This is a genomic window from Bradyrhizobium sp. SZCCHNS3002 (assembly GCF_032377435.1).
Lineage (GTDB): Bacteria > Pseudomonadota > Alphaproteobacteria > Rhizobiales > Xanthobacteraceae > Bradyrhizobium.
Genome location: NZ_JAUHHY010000010.1, coordinates 99,328 through 115,361, shown reverse-complemented (window position 1 = coordinate 115,361; position 16,034 = coordinate 99,328). Strand labels below are relative to the sequence as shown.

The following is a 16,034-nucleotide window of genomic DNA, read 5'->3' as shown; positions in this document are numbered from 1 at the left end:
GAGACATCCAATTGCGTGCTCATCCGGGACTTACCGCCGCGACGACGGAGGATGTGCTCGAGCTTCGTCCGAGCGGATCATGGGTGTCCCTGAACGTGGCAGAGCTCGAGAGCTTGACCAGCTCTGTCGGCAACAGCATCAACAGCGCGACTGCGGTGAAGCTTGATCTTGGAGCCGTCAGCGAAATCGATACCGTGGGGGCTTGGTTGCTTGAGAAGCTCGGCCGCCGGGCTGCTGTTGGCGGTCGGCGGGTCGAGACGACCGGGGTGGCAGAAAACTACATCGGCCTCGTCGAGGAGGTCCGGCAGGTCAATCGGCGAGCCGTCGCGCCGGCACCGAGACTGAACCCGATCCTTGCCAAACTCACCGACCTCGGTCGTTCGAGTCTGGGGGCCGCCCAGGATATCAAGGTGTTTCTGGACATGTTGGCCGCGCTGTTCTTTGCGCTGCTGCGGACGCTGCGCCGGCCGCGATCTCTGCGCGTGACCTCCCTCGTCTATCAGATGTACCGCATCGGATGGCAGGCCATTCCAATCGTGGTGTTGATCACGTTCCTGATCGGCGCCATCATTGCCCAGCAGGGGATCTTCCATTTTCGACGTTTCGGTGCCGAGTCTTACGTCGTCGACATGGTCGGAATTCTGGTCCTGCGCGAGCTTGGCGTTCTGATCGTCGCGATCATGGTGGCAGGACGGTCGGGAAGCGCCTACACGGCCGAGCTTGGATCGATGAAGATGCGCGAGGAGATCGATGCGCTGGTGACGATGGGACTTGATCCTGTCGAGGTGCTGATCCTGCCCCGTATCGTTGCGTTGATCTTGACCTTGCCAATTCTCGCCTTCATTGGCTCGATGGCTGGCCTGTATGGAGGAGGGCTGGTGGCCCAGCTCTATGGCGGCATGGGACCGGCAATCTTCATCGCCCGGTTACACGATGCCATCTCGGTGACGCACTTCGAAGTGGGAATATTGAAGGCGCCGTTCATGGCCTTGGTGATCGGCATTGTTGCCTGCAGTGAGGGACTTCGTGTGAAAGGTAGTGCCGAATCGCTGGGGCAACAGACTACGACATCCGTGGTGAAATCCATTTTCCTGGTCATCGTGCTCGATGGTCTTTTCGCCGTGTTCTTTGCGTCCATTGGAATGTAGCAATGGATGATCTTGGCGTGTCCAGCGCGATCCGCGTGACCGATCTCGTTGTCGGGTTCGGCCGGCAGCTCGTTCTGAACGATCTTTCGCTCGACGTTCGTCGCGGTGAGATTCTCGGGTTGGTAGGCGCGTCAGGCGGCGGAAAATCCGTCCTGATGCGGACGATCATCGGGCTCATTCCTCGGCGCAGCGGGTCTATCGAGGTCATGGGGACAACCCTTGGGAGCGCCGAGGAGCGGACGACGCAGGCGGCAGCGAAGCGCTGGGGAATTCTGTTCCAGCAGGGAGCTCTGTTCTCGTCACTGACGGTCAAGCAGAACGTTCAGTTTCCGCTGCGCGAGAGCCTGCAGATGTCGCAGGAGTTGATGGATGAGATCGCGATAGCCAAGCTCGAAATGGTCGGCCTTCGCGCAGAGGACGGTGATAAATTCCCAGCCGAGCTATCCGGTGGCATGACGAAGCGCGCGGCGCTGGCGCGCGCCCTCGCTCTCGATCCGGCGATCGTATTTCTTGACGAGCCGACCTCCGGCCTCGATCCGATTTCCGCCGGCGACTTCGATGCCCTGATCAAGACGCTCCAGCTGACGTTGGGATTGACGGTGTTTATGGTGACCCATGACCTCGCCAGCCTCAACACGGTCTGCGACCGTGTCGCTGCGTTGGCCGATGGCAGGATCGTGGCGATTGGTCCTATGAGCGACCTCCTCCGATCAGAACATCCATGGGTCAAAGCCTATTTTCACGGCAAGCGATCCCAGATGCTGCAACCAAAAGCGAGTTGAAAGATGGAAACCCGTGCACCCTTCGCTGTCATCGGCGGCTTCGTGCTGGCGGCCATCGTCGCAATCTTTGGCTTCGTTTACTGGCTCAACAACACCGGAGGACTCGGTCCTCGCACGACCTATCACGTGCAGTTCGAGGGCTCGGTGCCCGGCCTGCTGGTCGGGGCTGCCGTTCTGTTCAATGGAATCCGGGTCGGCGAGGTGACCGAGCTCGGTCTGGCGGCGAACGATCCGCGTCGGGTCAACGCAACGATTTCCGTGGCGTCGACGACTCCCGTGCGCGCCGACACCAAAGTAGGGTTGGAATTTCAGGGGCTGACAGGAGTGCCGGTGATCGCGCTGGAGGGTGGCGCGTCGGCAGGAGCGGCGAGTGCCGTATCGACCTTGATTGCAGAACCGGGCGCCGGACAAAGCATGACGCAGGCCGCCCGGGACGCCCTGCGGCGTGTCGATGCAGTTCTTGCGGAGAATGCAGGGCCGCTCAAAGATACGATCGCCAACCTCAAGACATTCTCAGACGGCCTTGCGCGGAATACCGGCAAGCTCGATGGAATCGTCTCGGGTCTGGAGAAAATGACGGGAGGCGGTGCTCCAGCACAGAAAGTCACCTATGATCTGAGCGCGCCGCGAGAACTGGGGCCGGTCAACAAGACCATCAAGGGGCAGCTTGCGATACCTGAGCCCACGGCCGTGGCGATGCTGCAGACTCAGCGCATGCTATTCACGCCAACAAAGGATTACCCGGGGTTCGGTGATTTCCTGTGGGCTGACAGCATCCCCAAGTTGTTGCAATCACGTCTGATCGATGCCTTCGAGAATTACGATGTGGCCCACGCTCCGCTGCGGACATCCGATCTGGGCCAGCCGGATTTTCAGCTGCTGATTGATGTCCGCCGTTTCCGGATCAATGCCGATACCGCCGCGGTGGAGATCGGCCTGTCGGCTCGCCTCGTCGACAAGAACGGCAAGGCCATCGCGTCTCGGCTGTTTGACGAAAACCAGCCCGTTGTCCGGCTTGATCCTGCTGATGCCGTGTCCGCCTTCGACGAGGCCTTCGGCCGGATTGCCAAATCGATTTTGACCTGGACGATACAGGCGCTCTGAATCGACGGGGCTATTCCAAGCTCTTCAAATACGAGAGCAGATCGTGGATCTGCGGCGGCGCGAGCTGGAATTGGGGCATGGCCGGGTGACCAGTCATGATCCCCTCCGCGAGCGCTTCGCCCAACGATTCGATCGGGTAGCGGAGATGCAGGCTGCGGAACGGAGGGGCCGGTTCGAAGGGGCTCTCTCCCGTTCGACCGATGGCGTGACATCGTGCGCAGTGGGCCTTCGCGAAAGCCTGTCCGCGTTGCTCTGCTGTCGACGCTGCGTATGACGGTGTCGCCAACATCGTGGCGGCGAGAAGGTGGCACAGAACAAGCCGCTGCATTCACGATATCCATTGGTGTTGGGAGTGGCGGCCACGATAGGGCCCGGATTGTTGGTTCGTTTGATTTGAATCAATCGGAACTTCGAGCGTCCGTTAGAATGCAACCATTCGCTTTGCGCTTGGCCCACCGGAGCCCTCGTATGAAGACGTCTCTTGTTGCAATCGATTTCCACGGGCAGGCCTGTGCCGATTGTGCCGTGCGGGGATTCAGTGTCTGTGCGTCGCTCGACCAGTTTGAGATGCGCGAATTCGAGCACCTCAGCCGCCGAGCCCATTTTGCGACCTGCGAGACGGTTTTCGCGCAAGAAGATACGTCGTCCTGCTTCTACAATTTATTGGATGGGGTCATGAGGCTCTACAAGCTTCTCCCCGACGGACGCAGGCAGATCGTCGGATTTGCGCTGCCCGGCGACTTCGTCGGCATGACGACGGAGGAACGGCACGGATTTTCGGCTGACGCGATCGGTCCCGTCACCGTCTGCCAGTTCGCGAAGGGACCGTTCGGACGCTTTGCCGAGGACAAGCCGAATCTGCTGCGCCGGATGAACGAACTGGCCGTGCAGGAGCTGAATCAGGCGCGTGATCACATGGTACTTCTCGGACGCCGATCAGCCGAGGAGAAGGTCGCGACATTCCTCGTTGGCTGGAGGGATCGGCTGGTGGAGCTTCGGGGGGCCTCTAACATGGTACCGTTGCCGATGAGTCGGCAGGATATCGCCGACTATCTCGGGCTCACCATCGAGACCGTCAGTCGAACGTTCACGAAGCTCGAACGGGAGGGCATCATCGCGATCCTGCCCGGGGGCGTCTCGCTTCGGGACTCGGCGCGAGCTGAAGCAATGGCTGCTGCCTGACATCGCGGGCGAAATCCGTATTGCATTGATCTGGATCAAGGACTGTCGCGCAGCCGATAGGGAACTGTGTCTCAAACTCGAACAGGGGGAGAGAGACATGCCGCTGGACGCTATGATGGTCAGCTTTGCAGTTGTGGGGGTTTTTGTCGGGTTCGCTGCGGTCCTGCTTTGGGCTGATTCACAGACAAGGCATCGGGTGTGAGGTACAGGCTGCCCTTGGGCTGCGGCATCTTGCGCTCAGAAGAGTAGCGCTGCCGGTCCGACGGGGCGGCTGGACGACTCTCACGCGTTGCACAATGTATGCAGGGCCCGTCCCGGCGGCGTAAACGCCTCCGGCGTCGATTGGCACATGGCTTCGCCGTTGAGCGTTCGCCGCATTTTCCTGGACAATCCGCCGATCTGCCGTATTCCGAGATGCAATGAAATCGAGGATCGGTGGTCGCAAGTCCGAGGGATCGTTTTTGCTGGTGGCTGTAGGCGTGTCCATAGTCCCCTGATATCCGCGGGGCCTTGGCCACCAGCTTTGGACATTTCCCTTGGGCGGCGGTATTCGGACGCCTGGGAGATGCGGTGTGACTGAGGAAAAGCGGGCGAGCGTCCGACCTACCAATAACGGCAAACTGTCGGTGCTGCGTCAGCATCCGATTTTTCGTGAGCTCGAGGCTGATGCGGTCGATCAGCTCTGCCGCTACGCCAAGCCGACATCGCTCAAGCGCGGTGCAACCATCTTCTCAAAAGGCGATCCTGGCTCGAGCTTATATGCCGTGATCAGTGGCACCGTCAAAATCAGTGTCTCGTCGCCCGACGGCCGCAATGCCATCCTGAACCTGATCAGCGCGGGTGAGATATTCGGCGAGGTCGCCGTGCTCGACGGACGAGAACGCACAGCCGATGCAACGGCCAACACGAATTGCGAGATACTGGTCATCGATCGGCGCGAATTCCTGCCGTTCGTGAAGAGCCAACCGGTGCTGGCAATGAAATTCATCGAGCTGCTTTGCGATCGGCTGCGCTGGACCAGCGACCAGGTCGAGCAGGTCATCCTTCAGGATCTTCCTCGCCGCCTTGCCAGTGCACTGCTCGGCCTGACCGACAAGCGCAAGCTGGATGCCGCGAGCCGCACCATTGCCATCACTCAGCAGGAGATCAGCGAAATGGTCGGCATGACGCGGGAGAGCATCAACAAGCAATTGCGTGCGTGGGCCGCGCGGGACTGGGTCCGCCTCGAGCACGGGGCGATCGTTCTTCTGAATCCCGAGCCGCTACGCGGATTGGCAGAGACCGGTCAAGACGAGGACGAGTAGGGGCCGAGAGGCATTTTCCGGCGTCCTGCTGAACCGATGATGGCCGCATCCGGCCAGCGATCGATCGTGATCTTGACCGCATCCTTGGCTGGAACCTGCCGGCTGTGGGGATGGTCTTCGCGATAGGCGAACACGGTACAGAGCAGGATCCGCGAGAAGCCGAGCAGCAGTCCCGGGAATATACCCGCCATGAGCAGCGCGCTGATCGAGAACGCCCCACCGGTCGCGCGCGAGTACAGGACGGCGTTGTGGCTTGGTGGCGCCAGTACAACAGGACGGCCATCGGTTCGGGCCAGAAGGTCGCGCTGTTCAGGACGTAGGCGCGTGAAGACCGCCCAAAGGATGAGGGCTGAGATCAGCACGAGCGCCGTCACGCCCGCGATGACGCAGGCGAGATGCAGCGCATCCATCGCCGGAGATGGAGTCCGGCCATCGTAAGCCTCCCGATCGTCCGAACCGAGCGCGCGGTCTACGCGATGTCCTGAATGCGCTTAATCAGTTCTTGGTGCTTCGGACCGTATTTGTCCCAGACCGGCTTTACGGCCTTCTGGAACGGCGCCTTGTCGGCGATTTCGACGATTTCGGAGCCGGCGGCCCTGGCCTTCTCCATCGCTTCCCGCTCGTAGACCTTCCAGAGTTCGCGTTCCTCCATCTGTGCTTCGCGTGCGAACTTCTTGATCAAGGTCTGGTCGTCGGTCGACAGGTTCGCCCAGGCGCGCTTCGAGAACGCGAGGACTTCTGGAATGACGAGATGCTGGGTGAGCGAATAGTACTTCGCGGCCGTGTAGTGACTGCTGAAGACGTAGCTCGGTAGATTGTTCTCGGCCCCGTCGATCACGCCGGTCTGCAGCGCGCTGAAGACCTGATCGTACCCCATCGCGACGCCGTTGCCGCCGAGCGCGTTCATCATGTCGATGAAGATGGGATTGCCGATCACGCGAATCTTCAGCCCCTTCACGTCCTCCACCGTCCTGATGGGCTTCTTGGTATTGTAGATGCTGCGCGCACCCGAATTCATCCAGCAGAGTGCGACGAGATTTGCGCTGGCATTGGCGCTGACGCGGTCCAGAAGGTCCTGACCGATCGGACCGTCCATCATCTTTTCCGAATGTTCGATGCTCTTGAACAGGAAGGGCATGTTGACGACGTTGACGTCATCGACGATCGGGCCGAGCGCGCCGGCGCTGACCCGCAGCATCTGGATCGCCCCGATCTGGGTCTGCTCGATGGTCTCTTTCTCGCCGCCGAGCTGAGCGGACGGATACATCTGGATCGACAGCCTGCCGCTGGTGGCCGCCGCAAGCTTCTTGCCGAGGTTTTCTGTTGCTGCAACCGTCGGATACCCCGGCGGCTGAACGTCGGATGCCTTGAACACCGCCTTCGATTGCGCAAGGGCGGCCGAGATCGGCGGCAGCGTTGCAACGCCCGCAAAGCCCACGCTCAGTCTGATGAAATCGCGTCTTTTCATGGCGTCTCTCCGCCGAAGTGATCGTGTCGCCGCAAGGTTCGATGCGATCATCTCGCTAGCTTGGTTGATCGAAATACTCTGGATTCTTGGTCTGAATTTCAGAGATGTCGTCGAGCAGGCGTTCCAGATGACTCGCCATGGCAGCCCGGGCACGATCCGGATCGCGCCGTTCGATGGCCTGAAGGATTGGTTCGTGCTCTGCGATCACTTCGGCCATCCGTCCGATCTGCGGCAAGGTCAGGCGGCGATAGCGGTCGACGTGAACCTTGACCTGAACGATCAGCTTCCAGATACCGGGATAGCCGGCGACCTCGGCGATGCCAGCGTGAAACATCTCGTCGGCCTGGTGGAAGGCTTCGCGATCCTTTGCGGCGCAGGCCTCGCGCTGACGTTCGAGGGTCGCATGCAGGTTGAGCAACTGGCTCGATGTTGCATGCTCGGCCGCCAGCCGTGCGGTGGTCTCTTCGAGAGACTTTCGGATGATGATGGTCTCGGGGAGTGCTGCGACCGGAATGCGCGAGACGAAGATGCCGGACTGCGGAAAGATCTCGACCAGCCCTTCGTCCGAGAGCTTCAGAATGGCCTCGCGGACCGGTGTCCTGCTGACGCCATAGGCCGTCGCGATCTGCGCTTCCGAAATCGGTTCGCCCGGCAGGCGCACGAGCGACACGAGTTCCGACCTGAGATCGGTGTAGATGCGTGACGCTGCTGTCGCGCCGCGGGGTCGACCATTGCGGCGCATGCGGGCCACCACGGGCCGTGGCGCTGCGGCCAATTTCCTCGGGGGGCGACCGGACATTTTCGTTTCCTCAACTGATATATTAATATATGAAACTCGCTTTGCAATCGAAATTGCCGTCAGCTGAGGGCTCGTGATGGTGCGCTGCGATGTAGACCGTCGCAGGCAGCAAACACGAGCACGCAACAAAGCCTATCGTCTTTTCTTGCCGTCTTCATCTCGCCCCTAACGGCGGATCAGCCGTCGTCGGCGGCGACTTGTCCACGTCCAGAACCAGATCTGCGGTGATGCAGACACGTACGAATCTTGTTCATGCGAATGCCTCGCGAATGCTCTCGGCGGATGCATTCTTTGATGCTACCAATCGGGCATGAACCAGCAGACCCGCGTCGATATCCGCCATTCCACCTGCCCGCACGATTGTCCGTCCGCCTGCGCGCTCGACGTCGAAGTGCTCGATCGGAAGACGATCGGCCGCGTTCGCGGCTCGAAACGGCAGACCTATACGGCTGGCGTGGTTTGCGCTAAGGTCGCGAGATATGCCGAGCGGATTCATCATCCTGAAAGGCTGATGCATCCGATGCGTCGCGTCGGTCCGAAAGGATCAGGGCATTTTGCACGCATCTCTTGGGACGAGGCATTGGACGAGATCGCGGAGCGGTTTCTCCAGGCGGAGCGGGATTTTGGCGCTCAGTCGGTATGGCCGTATTATTACGCGGGCACGATGGGTCTCGTGATGCGCGACGGCCTCAATCGTCTCACCCATGTGAAGAAGTATTCGCGATTCTACTCGACGATCTGCGCCAATGTCGCGCGTATCGGCTTTGCCATCGGCACCGGGAAGATCGCCGGCGTCGATCCGCGGGAAATGGCGCTCTCGGACCTGGTCGTGATCTGGGGCACGAACCCGGTGAACACGCAGGTCAATGTCATGACTCATGCCGCGCGCGCCCGAAAAGAGCGGGGCGCCAAGATCGCCGCGATCGATGTCTACGACAATGAGACGATGAAGCAGGCCGACATCAAGATCATCCTGCGCCCGGGCACCGACGGCGCCTTTGCCTGCGGCGTGATGCACGTGCTGTTTCGCGACGGCTTTGCCGACCGCGCCTATATGGAGAAGTACACGGACTGCCCTGCGGAACTCGAAGCGCATCTGCAGACGCGGACGCCGCAATGGGCATCGCAAATCTCTGGCGTTCCCGTGGCCGAGATCGAGGCGTTCGCCCGTCTGGTCGGAGAGACGAAGCGCACCTTCTTCCGGCTGGGTTACGGCTTCACCCGTAGCAGGAACGGTGCCACGCAGATGCATGCGGCATCCTGCATTCCCGCGGTGACGGGCGCCTGGCAGTACGAAGGAGGCGGGGCCTTCTTCAACAACGCCGCGCTTTGGCACTTCGATGAGTCGATCATCGAGGGCCATGACGCCGTGGATCATTCCACCCGCTTCCTCGATCAGTCCCAGATCGGGCGCATCCTGACGGGAGACGCGGTGGCCCTCTGTGGAGGCCCGCCAGTCAAGGCGATGCTGATCCAGAACACCAACCCGATGACGGTGGCGCCCGAGCAGGAGCTGGTTCGCAACGGATTTGCGCGCGAAGACCTTTTCGTCGCCGTCCACGAGCAGTTCATGACCGAGACGGCGCAGATGGCGGACATCGTGCTGCCCGCCACGATGTTCATGGAGCATGACGATCTCTATTACGGCGGCGGCCATCAGCACATCTCGGTCGGACCGAAGCTGATTGATCCACCGGGTGAGTGCCGCTCCAACCACGAGGTGCTGCAAGGCCTGGCGCGGCGGCTGCGGGCTGTGCATCCGGGCTTCGAGATGTCGCCGCGCGAGCTGATCGATGCGACGTTGAAGAAGAGCGGCCATGGCGATATCGCCGGGCTCGAGGCCGATGTCTGGCGTGACCTTCAGCCGGACTTCCGCACGTCGCACTATCTCGACGGCTTCGCGCACAGGGACGGCAAATTCCACTTCAAGGCCGACTGGGCTCATCCGCCATTCGGACGCGTCATGGGCAATCCGGAGCGCATGCCGTCATTGCCCGACCATTGGGCGGTGACCGAAGAGGTCGATCAGCAGCATCCGTTCCGGCTTGCAACCAGTCCCGCACGCTCGTTCCTCAACACCTCCTTCAACGAGACGCCATCGTCGCAGGCGCGGGAAGGGGCCCCCTCCGTCATGATCCATCCGCTGGATGCAGCCCCGCTCGGCATCGTCGACGGCGACATCGTCACGCTCGGCAATGAGCGCGGACAGACCTCGCTTGCGGCCCGGCTGTTCGACGGAGTCCGGCGCGGAGTGTTGATCGCCGAATCGATCCATCCCAATCGCGCCCATGTCGGGGGACGCGGCATCAACGTGCTCACCGCCGCCGACACCGTCGCCCCGATCGGGGGCGCGGCCTTCCACGACAACAAGGTCTGGCTGCGCAAATCGGCAGGCTGACCCACTGGGGCAAGCCGAGTTATCGAAAATCCCTTCTGATTCGAGGGCCTTATTCGCCCCTCACCCCGAGAGGCGGGGCTCGCAGGATCATTTTACCCTTCTTGACGTTTCACATTCTCTTCTTGAGCGCCGCTCAAAAGCGCGATATATATTTTGAGCGTTGCTCAAAATATGGAGAAGTCTCATGCAGGTTCTCGACTCTCGCGCTCCCCATTTTTTTTCGACCAATGCGCCGACAGGACTGAACGGTCTCGCGCGGTTCGCGTCTCACCTTTTGACGGCGCGCGTCGAGCGGATCGCAAATGCTTGTGATGTTGCCGGTCTGCTGGCTGCGCGGCGAACGAGGCGGCTGGCGGGACAACGTCTGTTTCGTGCCGCCGGGCGCGAAGGGCACCGGCTGCGCCGTGGCGGCCTGTTCGGCTGCTTCCACTACCTGAGCGAACTGACCTGACCTCGTCTCAAATCCCGATCTGATGCGCAACGAAGCGGTCACCATGTCCTCGCGTCCCACCCCCTCCGTCCCGTTGCCATCGGTCTGGATAAGCCTTTTGCACACGACCTTCGCGCTATTTTCCATCCTGGTCGGCGACCAACAACAGAACGCCTAACCGCATGACCGCGTCTAACGGGATGCATCGCCGGCTCCGCCTCATTTCATCACCAACCTTCAAGACTCTTGCGATCCTTGCGGCCAAGCCGCTGCAGCACATCAGGAATCGATCATGATCAAGCAGTTGATGTCGTCGCGCCGTTTTGCCCCGCTGTTCTGGGCTCAATTCTCCTCGGCGCTGAACGACAACGTCCTGAAGAATGCGCTGGTCATCATGCTGCTCTATGGCGCCGTGGCAACGCATGGCGACGCGCTTGTGACCGTGGCGGGCGCCGTCTTCATCTTTCCGTTCTTCATCCTGTCCGGGCTCGGCGGCGAGCTGGCGGATCGATATGTTAAGGGAATCGTGGCGCGCCGGCTCAAATTCGCGGAGATCTTCGCCGCAACCTTTGCGGCGCTGGGCTTCTTTCTGCATTCGATCCCGCTGCTGTTCGTCGCCCTCGGCATGTTCGGTGTCATTGCCGCGCTGTTCGGTCCCGTGAAATACGCCATGCTGCCCGATCAACTGACGGTCGGTGAGCTCGCAACCGGCAACGCGCTGGTCGAAGGCGCGACCTTCATGGCCATCCTGATCGGCACCATCGCCGGCGGCCAACTCGTCTCCGGCTCGTCGCACATGGGATGGGTCGCTCTCGCCGTCATCGGCCTCGCGTTGATCTCCTGGGCGTCGGCCTCGCGCATTCCGCATACGTCGCCGTCGGCCCCCGATCTGCGCATCACGGCCAATCCCTGGACCTCGACCTCGCACCTTCTCAAGTCGCTGTACGCCGCGCCGCGGCTGTGGGACGGCATGGTGATCGTGTCCTGGTTCTGGCTGGTCGGCGCCGTCGTGCTGTCGCTGCTGCCGGCGCTGGTCAAGGATGTCGTCGGCGGCACCGAGGGCGTGGTCACTCTGTGCCTCGCCATCTTCGCGATTGGCATTGCCATCGGCTCGCTGTTCGCAGCGCATCTCAGCCACGTCAGGCCGAATCTCGCGCTGGTGCCGATCGGCGCCATCCTCATGGGCGTGCTCGGCCTCGATCTGTCCTGGGCGATCGGGACGACCGAGGCCGCAAAGGGCCTCACGCCGCTCGCCTTCGTCGGCTCTTGGGCGGGCGCGCGCATGCTGATCGATTTCGCCGTTTTCGCCTTTGGCGGCGGCCTGTTCGTGGTTCCGGCGTTTGCCGCCGTGCAGGCCTGGTCGGAGCCGACCGAGCGCGCCCGGGTCATCGCTGCCGGCAATGTGCTGCAGGCCGCCTTCATGGTGGTCGGCTCGCTGGGGGTGGCCGGCCTGCAGGCCGCAGGCGTCTCGATCGCCTGGATCTTCCTCGGTCTGGCTTTGGCGAGCTTCGGCGCCGTCTGGTTCGTGCTCAACAAATGGGGCAGGGAGGGCGTGCGCGATTTCGGCGCGATGCTGTTCCGTGCTCTGTTCCGCACCGAAGTGCGCGGCCTGGAGAACCTGCCGCCAGCCGGCACCCGCATGCTGATCGCGCCGAACCATGTCAGCCTGATCGACGGTCCGCTGCTACACGCGGTGCTTCCGATTGATGCGACCTTCGCCGTGGACACCGGGATCTCCAAGGCCTGGTGGGCGAAGGTCTTCCTGAAGCTGGTGAGCCACATCACGATCGACCCGACCAAGCCGCTCGGTGCTCGCGACCTGATCAAGCTGGTCGCCAGCCAGGAGCCGGTGGTGATCTTCCCCGAGGGCCGCATCACTGTGTCGGGCTCGCTGATGAAGGTCTATGACGGCACCGCAATGATCGCCGACAAGGCCGACGCCATCGTGGTGCCCGTTCGCATCGAGGGCGCGCAGCGCTCGCATCTCAGCTATCTCAAGGATGGCCAGATCAAGCGCTCCTGGTTTCCCAAGGTGACGGTGACGATCCTGCCGCCGGTGAAGCTCACCATCGATGCGGCTCTCAGGGGCAAGACCCGCCGCAATGCGGCCGGCGCGGCGCTGCAGGACGTGATGATCGACGCCATGGTCAAGAACGCCATGCTGGATCGGACGCTGTTCGAGGCGCTCGCCCATGCCCATCGCGACCACGACACCGGCAAGGTGATGATCGAGGATCCGCTCGGCACCAAGCTGACCTATCGCAAGCTGCTGCTCGGCTCGCAGGTGCTCAGCCGCAAGCTCGAGCAGGGCACGATGGTGGGCGAGAACATCGGCCTGTTGCTGCCGAACTCCGCCGGCGTCGCCGTGGTGTTCATGGCGCTGCAGTCGATCGGCCGCGTGCCGGCAATGCTGAATTTCTCCGCCGGCCCGGTGAATGTGCTGGCGGCAATGAAGGCGGCGCAGGTCACGACCGTTCTGACGTCGCGGGCCTTCATCGAGAAGGGCAAGCTCGACAAGCTGATCGCGGCGATCGAAGGACAGGCCCGCCTGGTCTATCTCGAGGACGTCAAGGCCTCCGTCAGCCTGGCCGACAAGATCAAGGGGATGATCGACGGCACCAAGCCGCGCGTCGCCCGCAATGCCGACCATCCGGCGGTGATTCTGTTCACGTCCGGCTCCGAAGGCACCCCGAAGGGCGTCGTCCTGTCCCATCGCAACATTCTCGCGAATGCCGCGCAGGCATTGGCGAGGGTCGATGCCAACGCTAACGATCTTGTGTTCAATGTTTTGCCGGTCTTTCACTCCTTCGGCCTCACTGGCGGCATGATGATGCCCATGTTGGCGGGCATTCCGATCTACATGTACCCGTCGCCGCTGCATTACCGGATCGTGCCCGAACTGATCTACCAGACCGGCGCCACGATCCTGTTCGGCACCGACACCTTCCTGACCGGCTACGCGCGCTCCGCTCATGCCTACGATTTCCGCACCCTGCGGCTGGTCATTGCCGGCGCCGAGCCGGTCAAGGATCGGACACGGCAGATCTACATGGAGCGTTATGGCATCCGCGTTCTCGAAGGCTATGGCGTCACCGAGACCGCGCCGGTGCTGGCGATGAACACGCCGATGGCCAACCGTGTCGGCACCGTCGGCCGCCTGTCGCCGCTGATGGAGTATCGGCTCGACAAGGTGCCGGGCATCGAGGAGGGCGGACGGCTTTCGGTCCGCGGCCCCAACGTCATGCTCGGCTATGTCAGGGCCGAAAATCCCGGCGTGCTCGAGGCACTGCCGGAGGGCTGGCACGACACCGGCGACATCGTCACCATCGACGCGCAGGGCTTCATCACGATCAAGGGCCGCGCCAAGCGCTTTGCCAAGATCGCCGGCGAGATGGTGTCGCTGACGGTGGTCGAGCAGATCGCCGCGGCTTTGTGGCCGCAGGCAGCCTCGGTCGCGGTGTCGATCCCCGACCAGCGCAAGGGCGAGCGCATCGTGCTGATCACGACGCAGAAGGATGCCGAACGCTCCGCGATACAGCGTCAGGCCAAGGCGCAAGGCGCGCCGGAGCTTGCGGTGCCGGCCGTCGTGATGGTGGTCGACAAGATCCCGCTGCTCGGCTCGGGCAAGACCGACTATGTCGGCGCCAAAGCGCTTGCCGAGGCGAGTGCGGCAACCGCTACGACGGAGCGCGAGCCGGAGGAGCGGGAAGTCGCGTGATCGCATCGCTGCGCCGGCGTTCTCAGCACAGTGGCCCCCGCGACGCGGGGGTTGTGCTGCTGCATGGCATCGCCGGCCGGTCATTGATGCTGCGTCCGCTGGAAAAGCGGTTGCAGCGCGCAGGTTTTGCGACGCTGAACCTCGACTATGAGAGCCGCAAGAAGCCGCTCGAGTTTCTTGCTGACGACATCCGCCCGGCGATCGCCGATTTCGCCGCCGGGATCGACGGTCCGGTCCATTTCGTCACCCACTCGATGGGCGGGCTGCTGGCACGGGTCGCGATCGCGAAGCATCGGCCGGCGCGGCTCGGCCGTGTCGTCATGCTCGGAACGCCCAATGGCGGCAGCGAGCTCGCCGACCGGCTGCAGAACGTCGGGCTGTATCGCGCCTATTTCGGGCCGGCAGGCCTGCAACTGGTGACCACGAAAGACGTCACGCTCGCCTCCTTGCCGGCCGCCGACTACGAGATCGGCGTGATCGCCGGCAACCGTTTCCTCGACCCGATCGCCGGGCTGTTCCTGCTGCCATGGCCGAACGACGGCCGCGTCTCGGTCGAGAGCTGCAAGCTCGTCGGGATGACGGACTACACGACCGTCAAGGCCTCGCACGTGGGACTGCTGGTGCATCCGACGTCGTTCCGGCAGACCATCGCGTTCCTGCGTACCGGCCAGTTCGAGCCTGCGCGTCCGCTGCTGCGCGGCGTCATCGATGAGATCGGCCGCCGCGCGGCCTCCTGACGCAAGTTTTCCTTGCTCCTCGCGGCTATCCCGCGACAATCTCGCATCCGACAGCAAGCGACAGGCAAGGCGATGACCGACGACAGCGTGATTCTCGACAAGCGTGGGCAGGCCCTCTGGATCACCATCAATCGTCCGGAGAAGCGCAACGCGCTGAATGGCGACGTCATCGCCGGCATCTCGCGCGGCTATCGCCAGGCGCATGACGATCCCGGGGTGCGCGTGATCGTGCTGACGGGGGCGGGCGACAAGGCGTTCTGCGCGGGCGCCGACCTGCAGAACTCCGGCGCGGCGTTCGCGATGGATTTCTCCCGTCCCAATGTCGACTATGCCGATCTGCTCAGGCTGTCGCAGAATGCCACCAAGCCGGCGATCGCGCGGGTCGGCGGCGTCTGCATGGCCGGCGGCATGGGCCTGCTGTGCATGACCGACATGGCGGTCGCGGCCGATCACGTCCTCTTCGGCCTTCCGGAGGTGAAGGTCGGCGTGTTCCCGATGCAGGTGCTGAGCCTCTTGCAGAGCATCGCGCCGCCGCGGCTCGTCAACGAATGGGCGCTCACGGGCGAGCCGTTCGACGCCAAGGTCGCGCAGGCCGCCGGGCTGCTCAACCACGTCGTTCCCGCCGCCGAGCTCGACGGCAAGATCGACTGGCTGATCGGCCGTCTCGTCGACAAGTCGCCGACAGCCATCCGCCGCGGCAAATACGCCATGCGCGCCATCGCCTCGATGTCGTTCGACGAGTCCATCGCCTATCTCGAAAGCCAGATTGCGCTGCTCGCGATGACCGAAGACGCCAAGGAAGGCCTGAAGGCATTTGCCGAGAAGCGCAAGCCGGTGTGGCCGGGGAAATGATTTCGCTCGTATGATGAGGTCGTCATTCCGGGGCGCGCGTAGGGCGAGCCCGGAATCCATACTCCCGATGGCGGTTATGGATTCCGTGCCCACGCGTTGCAGGCGCCGTCCG

General features: G+C 62.6%; 14 protein-coding genes. 10 read left to right on the top strand and 4 right to left on the bottom strand.

All coding sequences use genetic code 11. The annotated features are described in order from the left end of the window. The first annotated feature begins 11 nt into the window (after positions 1-11). From QW845_RS21725 to QW845_RS21715, 3 genes are read left to right on the top strand one after another with little or no spacing between them, the layout of a single operon-like run. Positions 12-1,148, top strand: coding sequence for an ABC transporter permease (locus tag QW845_RS21725; protein WP_315803590.1), 1,137 nt, complete (start codon positions 12-14; stop codon positions 1,146-1,148). Between the two features lie 2 nt (positions 1,149-1,150). Beyond that, entirely contained in the window at positions 1,151-1,930 is a 780-nt protein-coding gene (locus tag QW845_RS21720) for an ABC transporter ATP-binding protein (protein WP_315803589.1), read from the top strand. Positions 1,931-1,933: 3 nt separating this feature from the next. After that, a complete protein-coding gene (locus QW845_RS21715) occupies positions 1,934-3,034 on the top strand; it encodes an ABC-type transport auxiliary lipoprotein family protein (RefSeq protein WP_315803588.1) in 1,101 nt (366 codons plus the stop codon). A gap of 10 nt (positions 3,035-3,044) precedes the next feature. Here QW845_RS21715 and QW845_RS21710 read toward each other — a convergent pair whose 3' ends face one another. Further along, positions 3,045-3,362 carry a cytochrome c gene (locus QW845_RS21710; protein ID WP_315803587.1) on the bottom strand — a complete coding sequence of 106 codons (318 nt, stop codon included), beginning with the start codon at positions 3,360-3,362 and terminating at the stop codon, positions 3,045-3,047. A gap of 140 nt (positions 3,363-3,502) precedes the next feature. On the opposite strand from QW845_RS21710, the gene QW845_RS21705 reads away from it, so the two are divergent. Both QW845_RS21705 and QW845_RS21700 read left to right on the top strand, forming a co-directional pair. Beyond that, the gene (locus tag QW845_RS21705; RefSeq protein WP_315803586.1) at positions 3,503-4,216 is read left to right on the top strand and encodes a helix-turn-helix domain-containing protein; all 714 of its coding nucleotides are present in this window, start codon (positions 3,503-3,505) and stop codon (positions 4,214-4,216) included. A 572-nt stretch (positions 4,217-4,788) separates the two neighbouring features. Further along, positions 4,789-5,520, top strand: coding sequence for a Crp/Fnr family transcriptional regulator (locus QW845_RS21700; RefSeq protein WP_315803585.1), 732 nt, complete (start codon positions 4,789-4,791; stop codon positions 5,518-5,520). On the opposite strand, the gene QW845_RS21695 is transcribed toward QW845_RS21700, so the two are convergent. Genes QW845_RS21695 through QW845_RS21685 form a run of 3 tightly spaced genes read right to left on the bottom strand, consistent with a single transcriptional unit; the run spans position 5,502 to position 7,730 of the window. Next, positions 5,502-5,930 (bottom strand): TRAP transporter large permease subunit, encoded by a 429-nt coding sequence (locus QW845_RS21695; protein WP_315803584.1) that lies wholly within the window; start codon positions 5,928-5,930, stop codon positions 5,502-5,504. The genes QW845_RS21700 and QW845_RS21695 overlap by 19 nt on opposite strands. 59 nt (positions 5,931-5,989) lie before the next feature. Then, complete coding sequence (locus tag QW845_RS21690) at positions 5,990-6,988, bottom strand: TRAP transporter substrate-binding protein (protein ID WP_315803583.1); 999 nt, start codon at positions 6,986-6,988, stop codon at positions 5,990-5,992. A 55-nt stretch (positions 6,989-7,043) separates the two neighbouring features. Next, positions 7,044-7,730: a GntR family transcriptional regulator gene (locus QW845_RS21685; RefSeq protein ID WP_409997950.1), complete on the bottom strand. Its 687-nt coding sequence runs from the start codon at positions 7,728-7,730 to the stop codon at positions 7,044-7,046. Between the two features lie 367 nt (positions 7,731-8,097). Here QW845_RS21685 and QW845_RS21680 point away from each other — a divergent pair, with 367 nt between their 5' ends. The 5 genes from QW845_RS21680 (at position 8,098) to QW845_RS21660 (ending at position 15,922) form a co-directional block, all read left to right on the top strand. After that, on the top strand, positions 8,098-10,185 hold the full coding sequence (locus QW845_RS21680; protein ID WP_315803581.1) for a molybdopterin oxidoreductase family protein: 2,088 nt from the start codon (positions 8,098-8,100) through the stop codon (positions 10,183-10,185). A gap of 184 nt (positions 10,186-10,369) precedes the next feature. Then, positions 10,370-10,636 (top strand): hypothetical protein, encoded by a 267-nt coding sequence (locus QW845_RS21675; RefSeq protein ID WP_315803580.1) that lies wholly within the window; start codon positions 10,370-10,372, stop codon positions 10,634-10,636. Positions 10,637-10,907: 271 nt separating this feature from the next. Continuing rightward, positions 10,908-14,333, top strand: a complete 3,426-nt coding sequence (locus QW845_RS21670; RefSeq protein WP_315803579.1) for an acyl-[ACP]--phospholipid O-acyltransferase — start codon at positions 10,908-10,910, stop codon at positions 14,331-14,333. Next, complete coding sequence (locus tag QW845_RS21665; protein ID WP_315803791.1) at positions 14,333-15,070, top strand: esterase/lipase family protein; 738 nt, start codon at positions 14,333-14,335, stop codon at positions 15,068-15,070. The genes QW845_RS21670 and QW845_RS21665 overlap by 1 nt, the downstream gene beginning before the upstream one ends. Positions 15,071-15,142: 72 nt before the next feature. Next, positions 15,143-15,922, top strand: coding sequence for an enoyl-CoA hydratase/isomerase family protein (locus QW845_RS21660; RefSeq protein WP_315803578.1), 780 nt, complete (start codon positions 15,143-15,145; stop codon positions 15,920-15,922). Positions 15,923-16,034: the final 112 nt, after the last annotated feature.

Coding starts and splice junctions, on each gene's coding strand:
- QW845_RS21670 (WP_315803579.1), top strand. CDS start 10,908: ATGATCAAGCAGTTGATGTCGTCGCGCCGTTTTGCCCCGCTGTTCTGG.
- QW845_RS21715 (WP_315803588.1), top strand. CDS start 1,934: ATGGAAACCCGTGCACCCTTCGCTGTCATCGGCGGCTTCGTGCTGGCG.
- QW845_RS21695 (WP_315803584.1), bottom strand. CDS start 5,930: ATGGATGCGCTGCATCTCGCCTGCGTCATCGCGGGCGTGACGGCGCTC.
- QW845_RS21705 (WP_315803586.1), top strand. CDS start 3,503: ATGAAGACGTCTCTTGTTGCAATCGATTTCCACGGGCAGGCCTGTGCC.
- QW845_RS21690 (WP_315803583.1), bottom strand. CDS start 6,988: ATGAAAAGACGCGATTTCATCAGACTGAGCGTGGGCTTTGCGGGCGTT.
- QW845_RS21685 (WP_409997950.1), bottom strand. CDS start 7,730: ATGCGCCGCAATGGTCGACCCCGCGGCGCGACAGCAGCGTCACGCATC.
- QW845_RS21675 (WP_315803580.1), top strand. CDS start 10,370: ATGCAGGTTCTCGACTCTCGCGCTCCCCATTTTTTTTCGACCAATGCG.
- QW845_RS21720 (WP_315803589.1), top strand. CDS start 1,151: ATGGATGATCTTGGCGTGTCCAGCGCGATCCGCGTGACCGATCTCGTT.
- QW845_RS21660 (WP_315803578.1), top strand. CDS start 15,143: ATGACCGACGACAGCGTGATTCTCGACAAGCGTGGGCAGGCCCTCTGG.
- QW845_RS21680 (WP_315803581.1), top strand. CDS start 8,098: ATGAACCAGCAGACCCGCGTCGATATCCGCCATTCCACCTGCCCGCAC.
- QW845_RS21710 (WP_315803587.1), bottom strand. CDS start 3,362: ATGCAGCGGCTTGTTCTGTGCCACCTTCTCGCCGCCACGATGTTGGCG.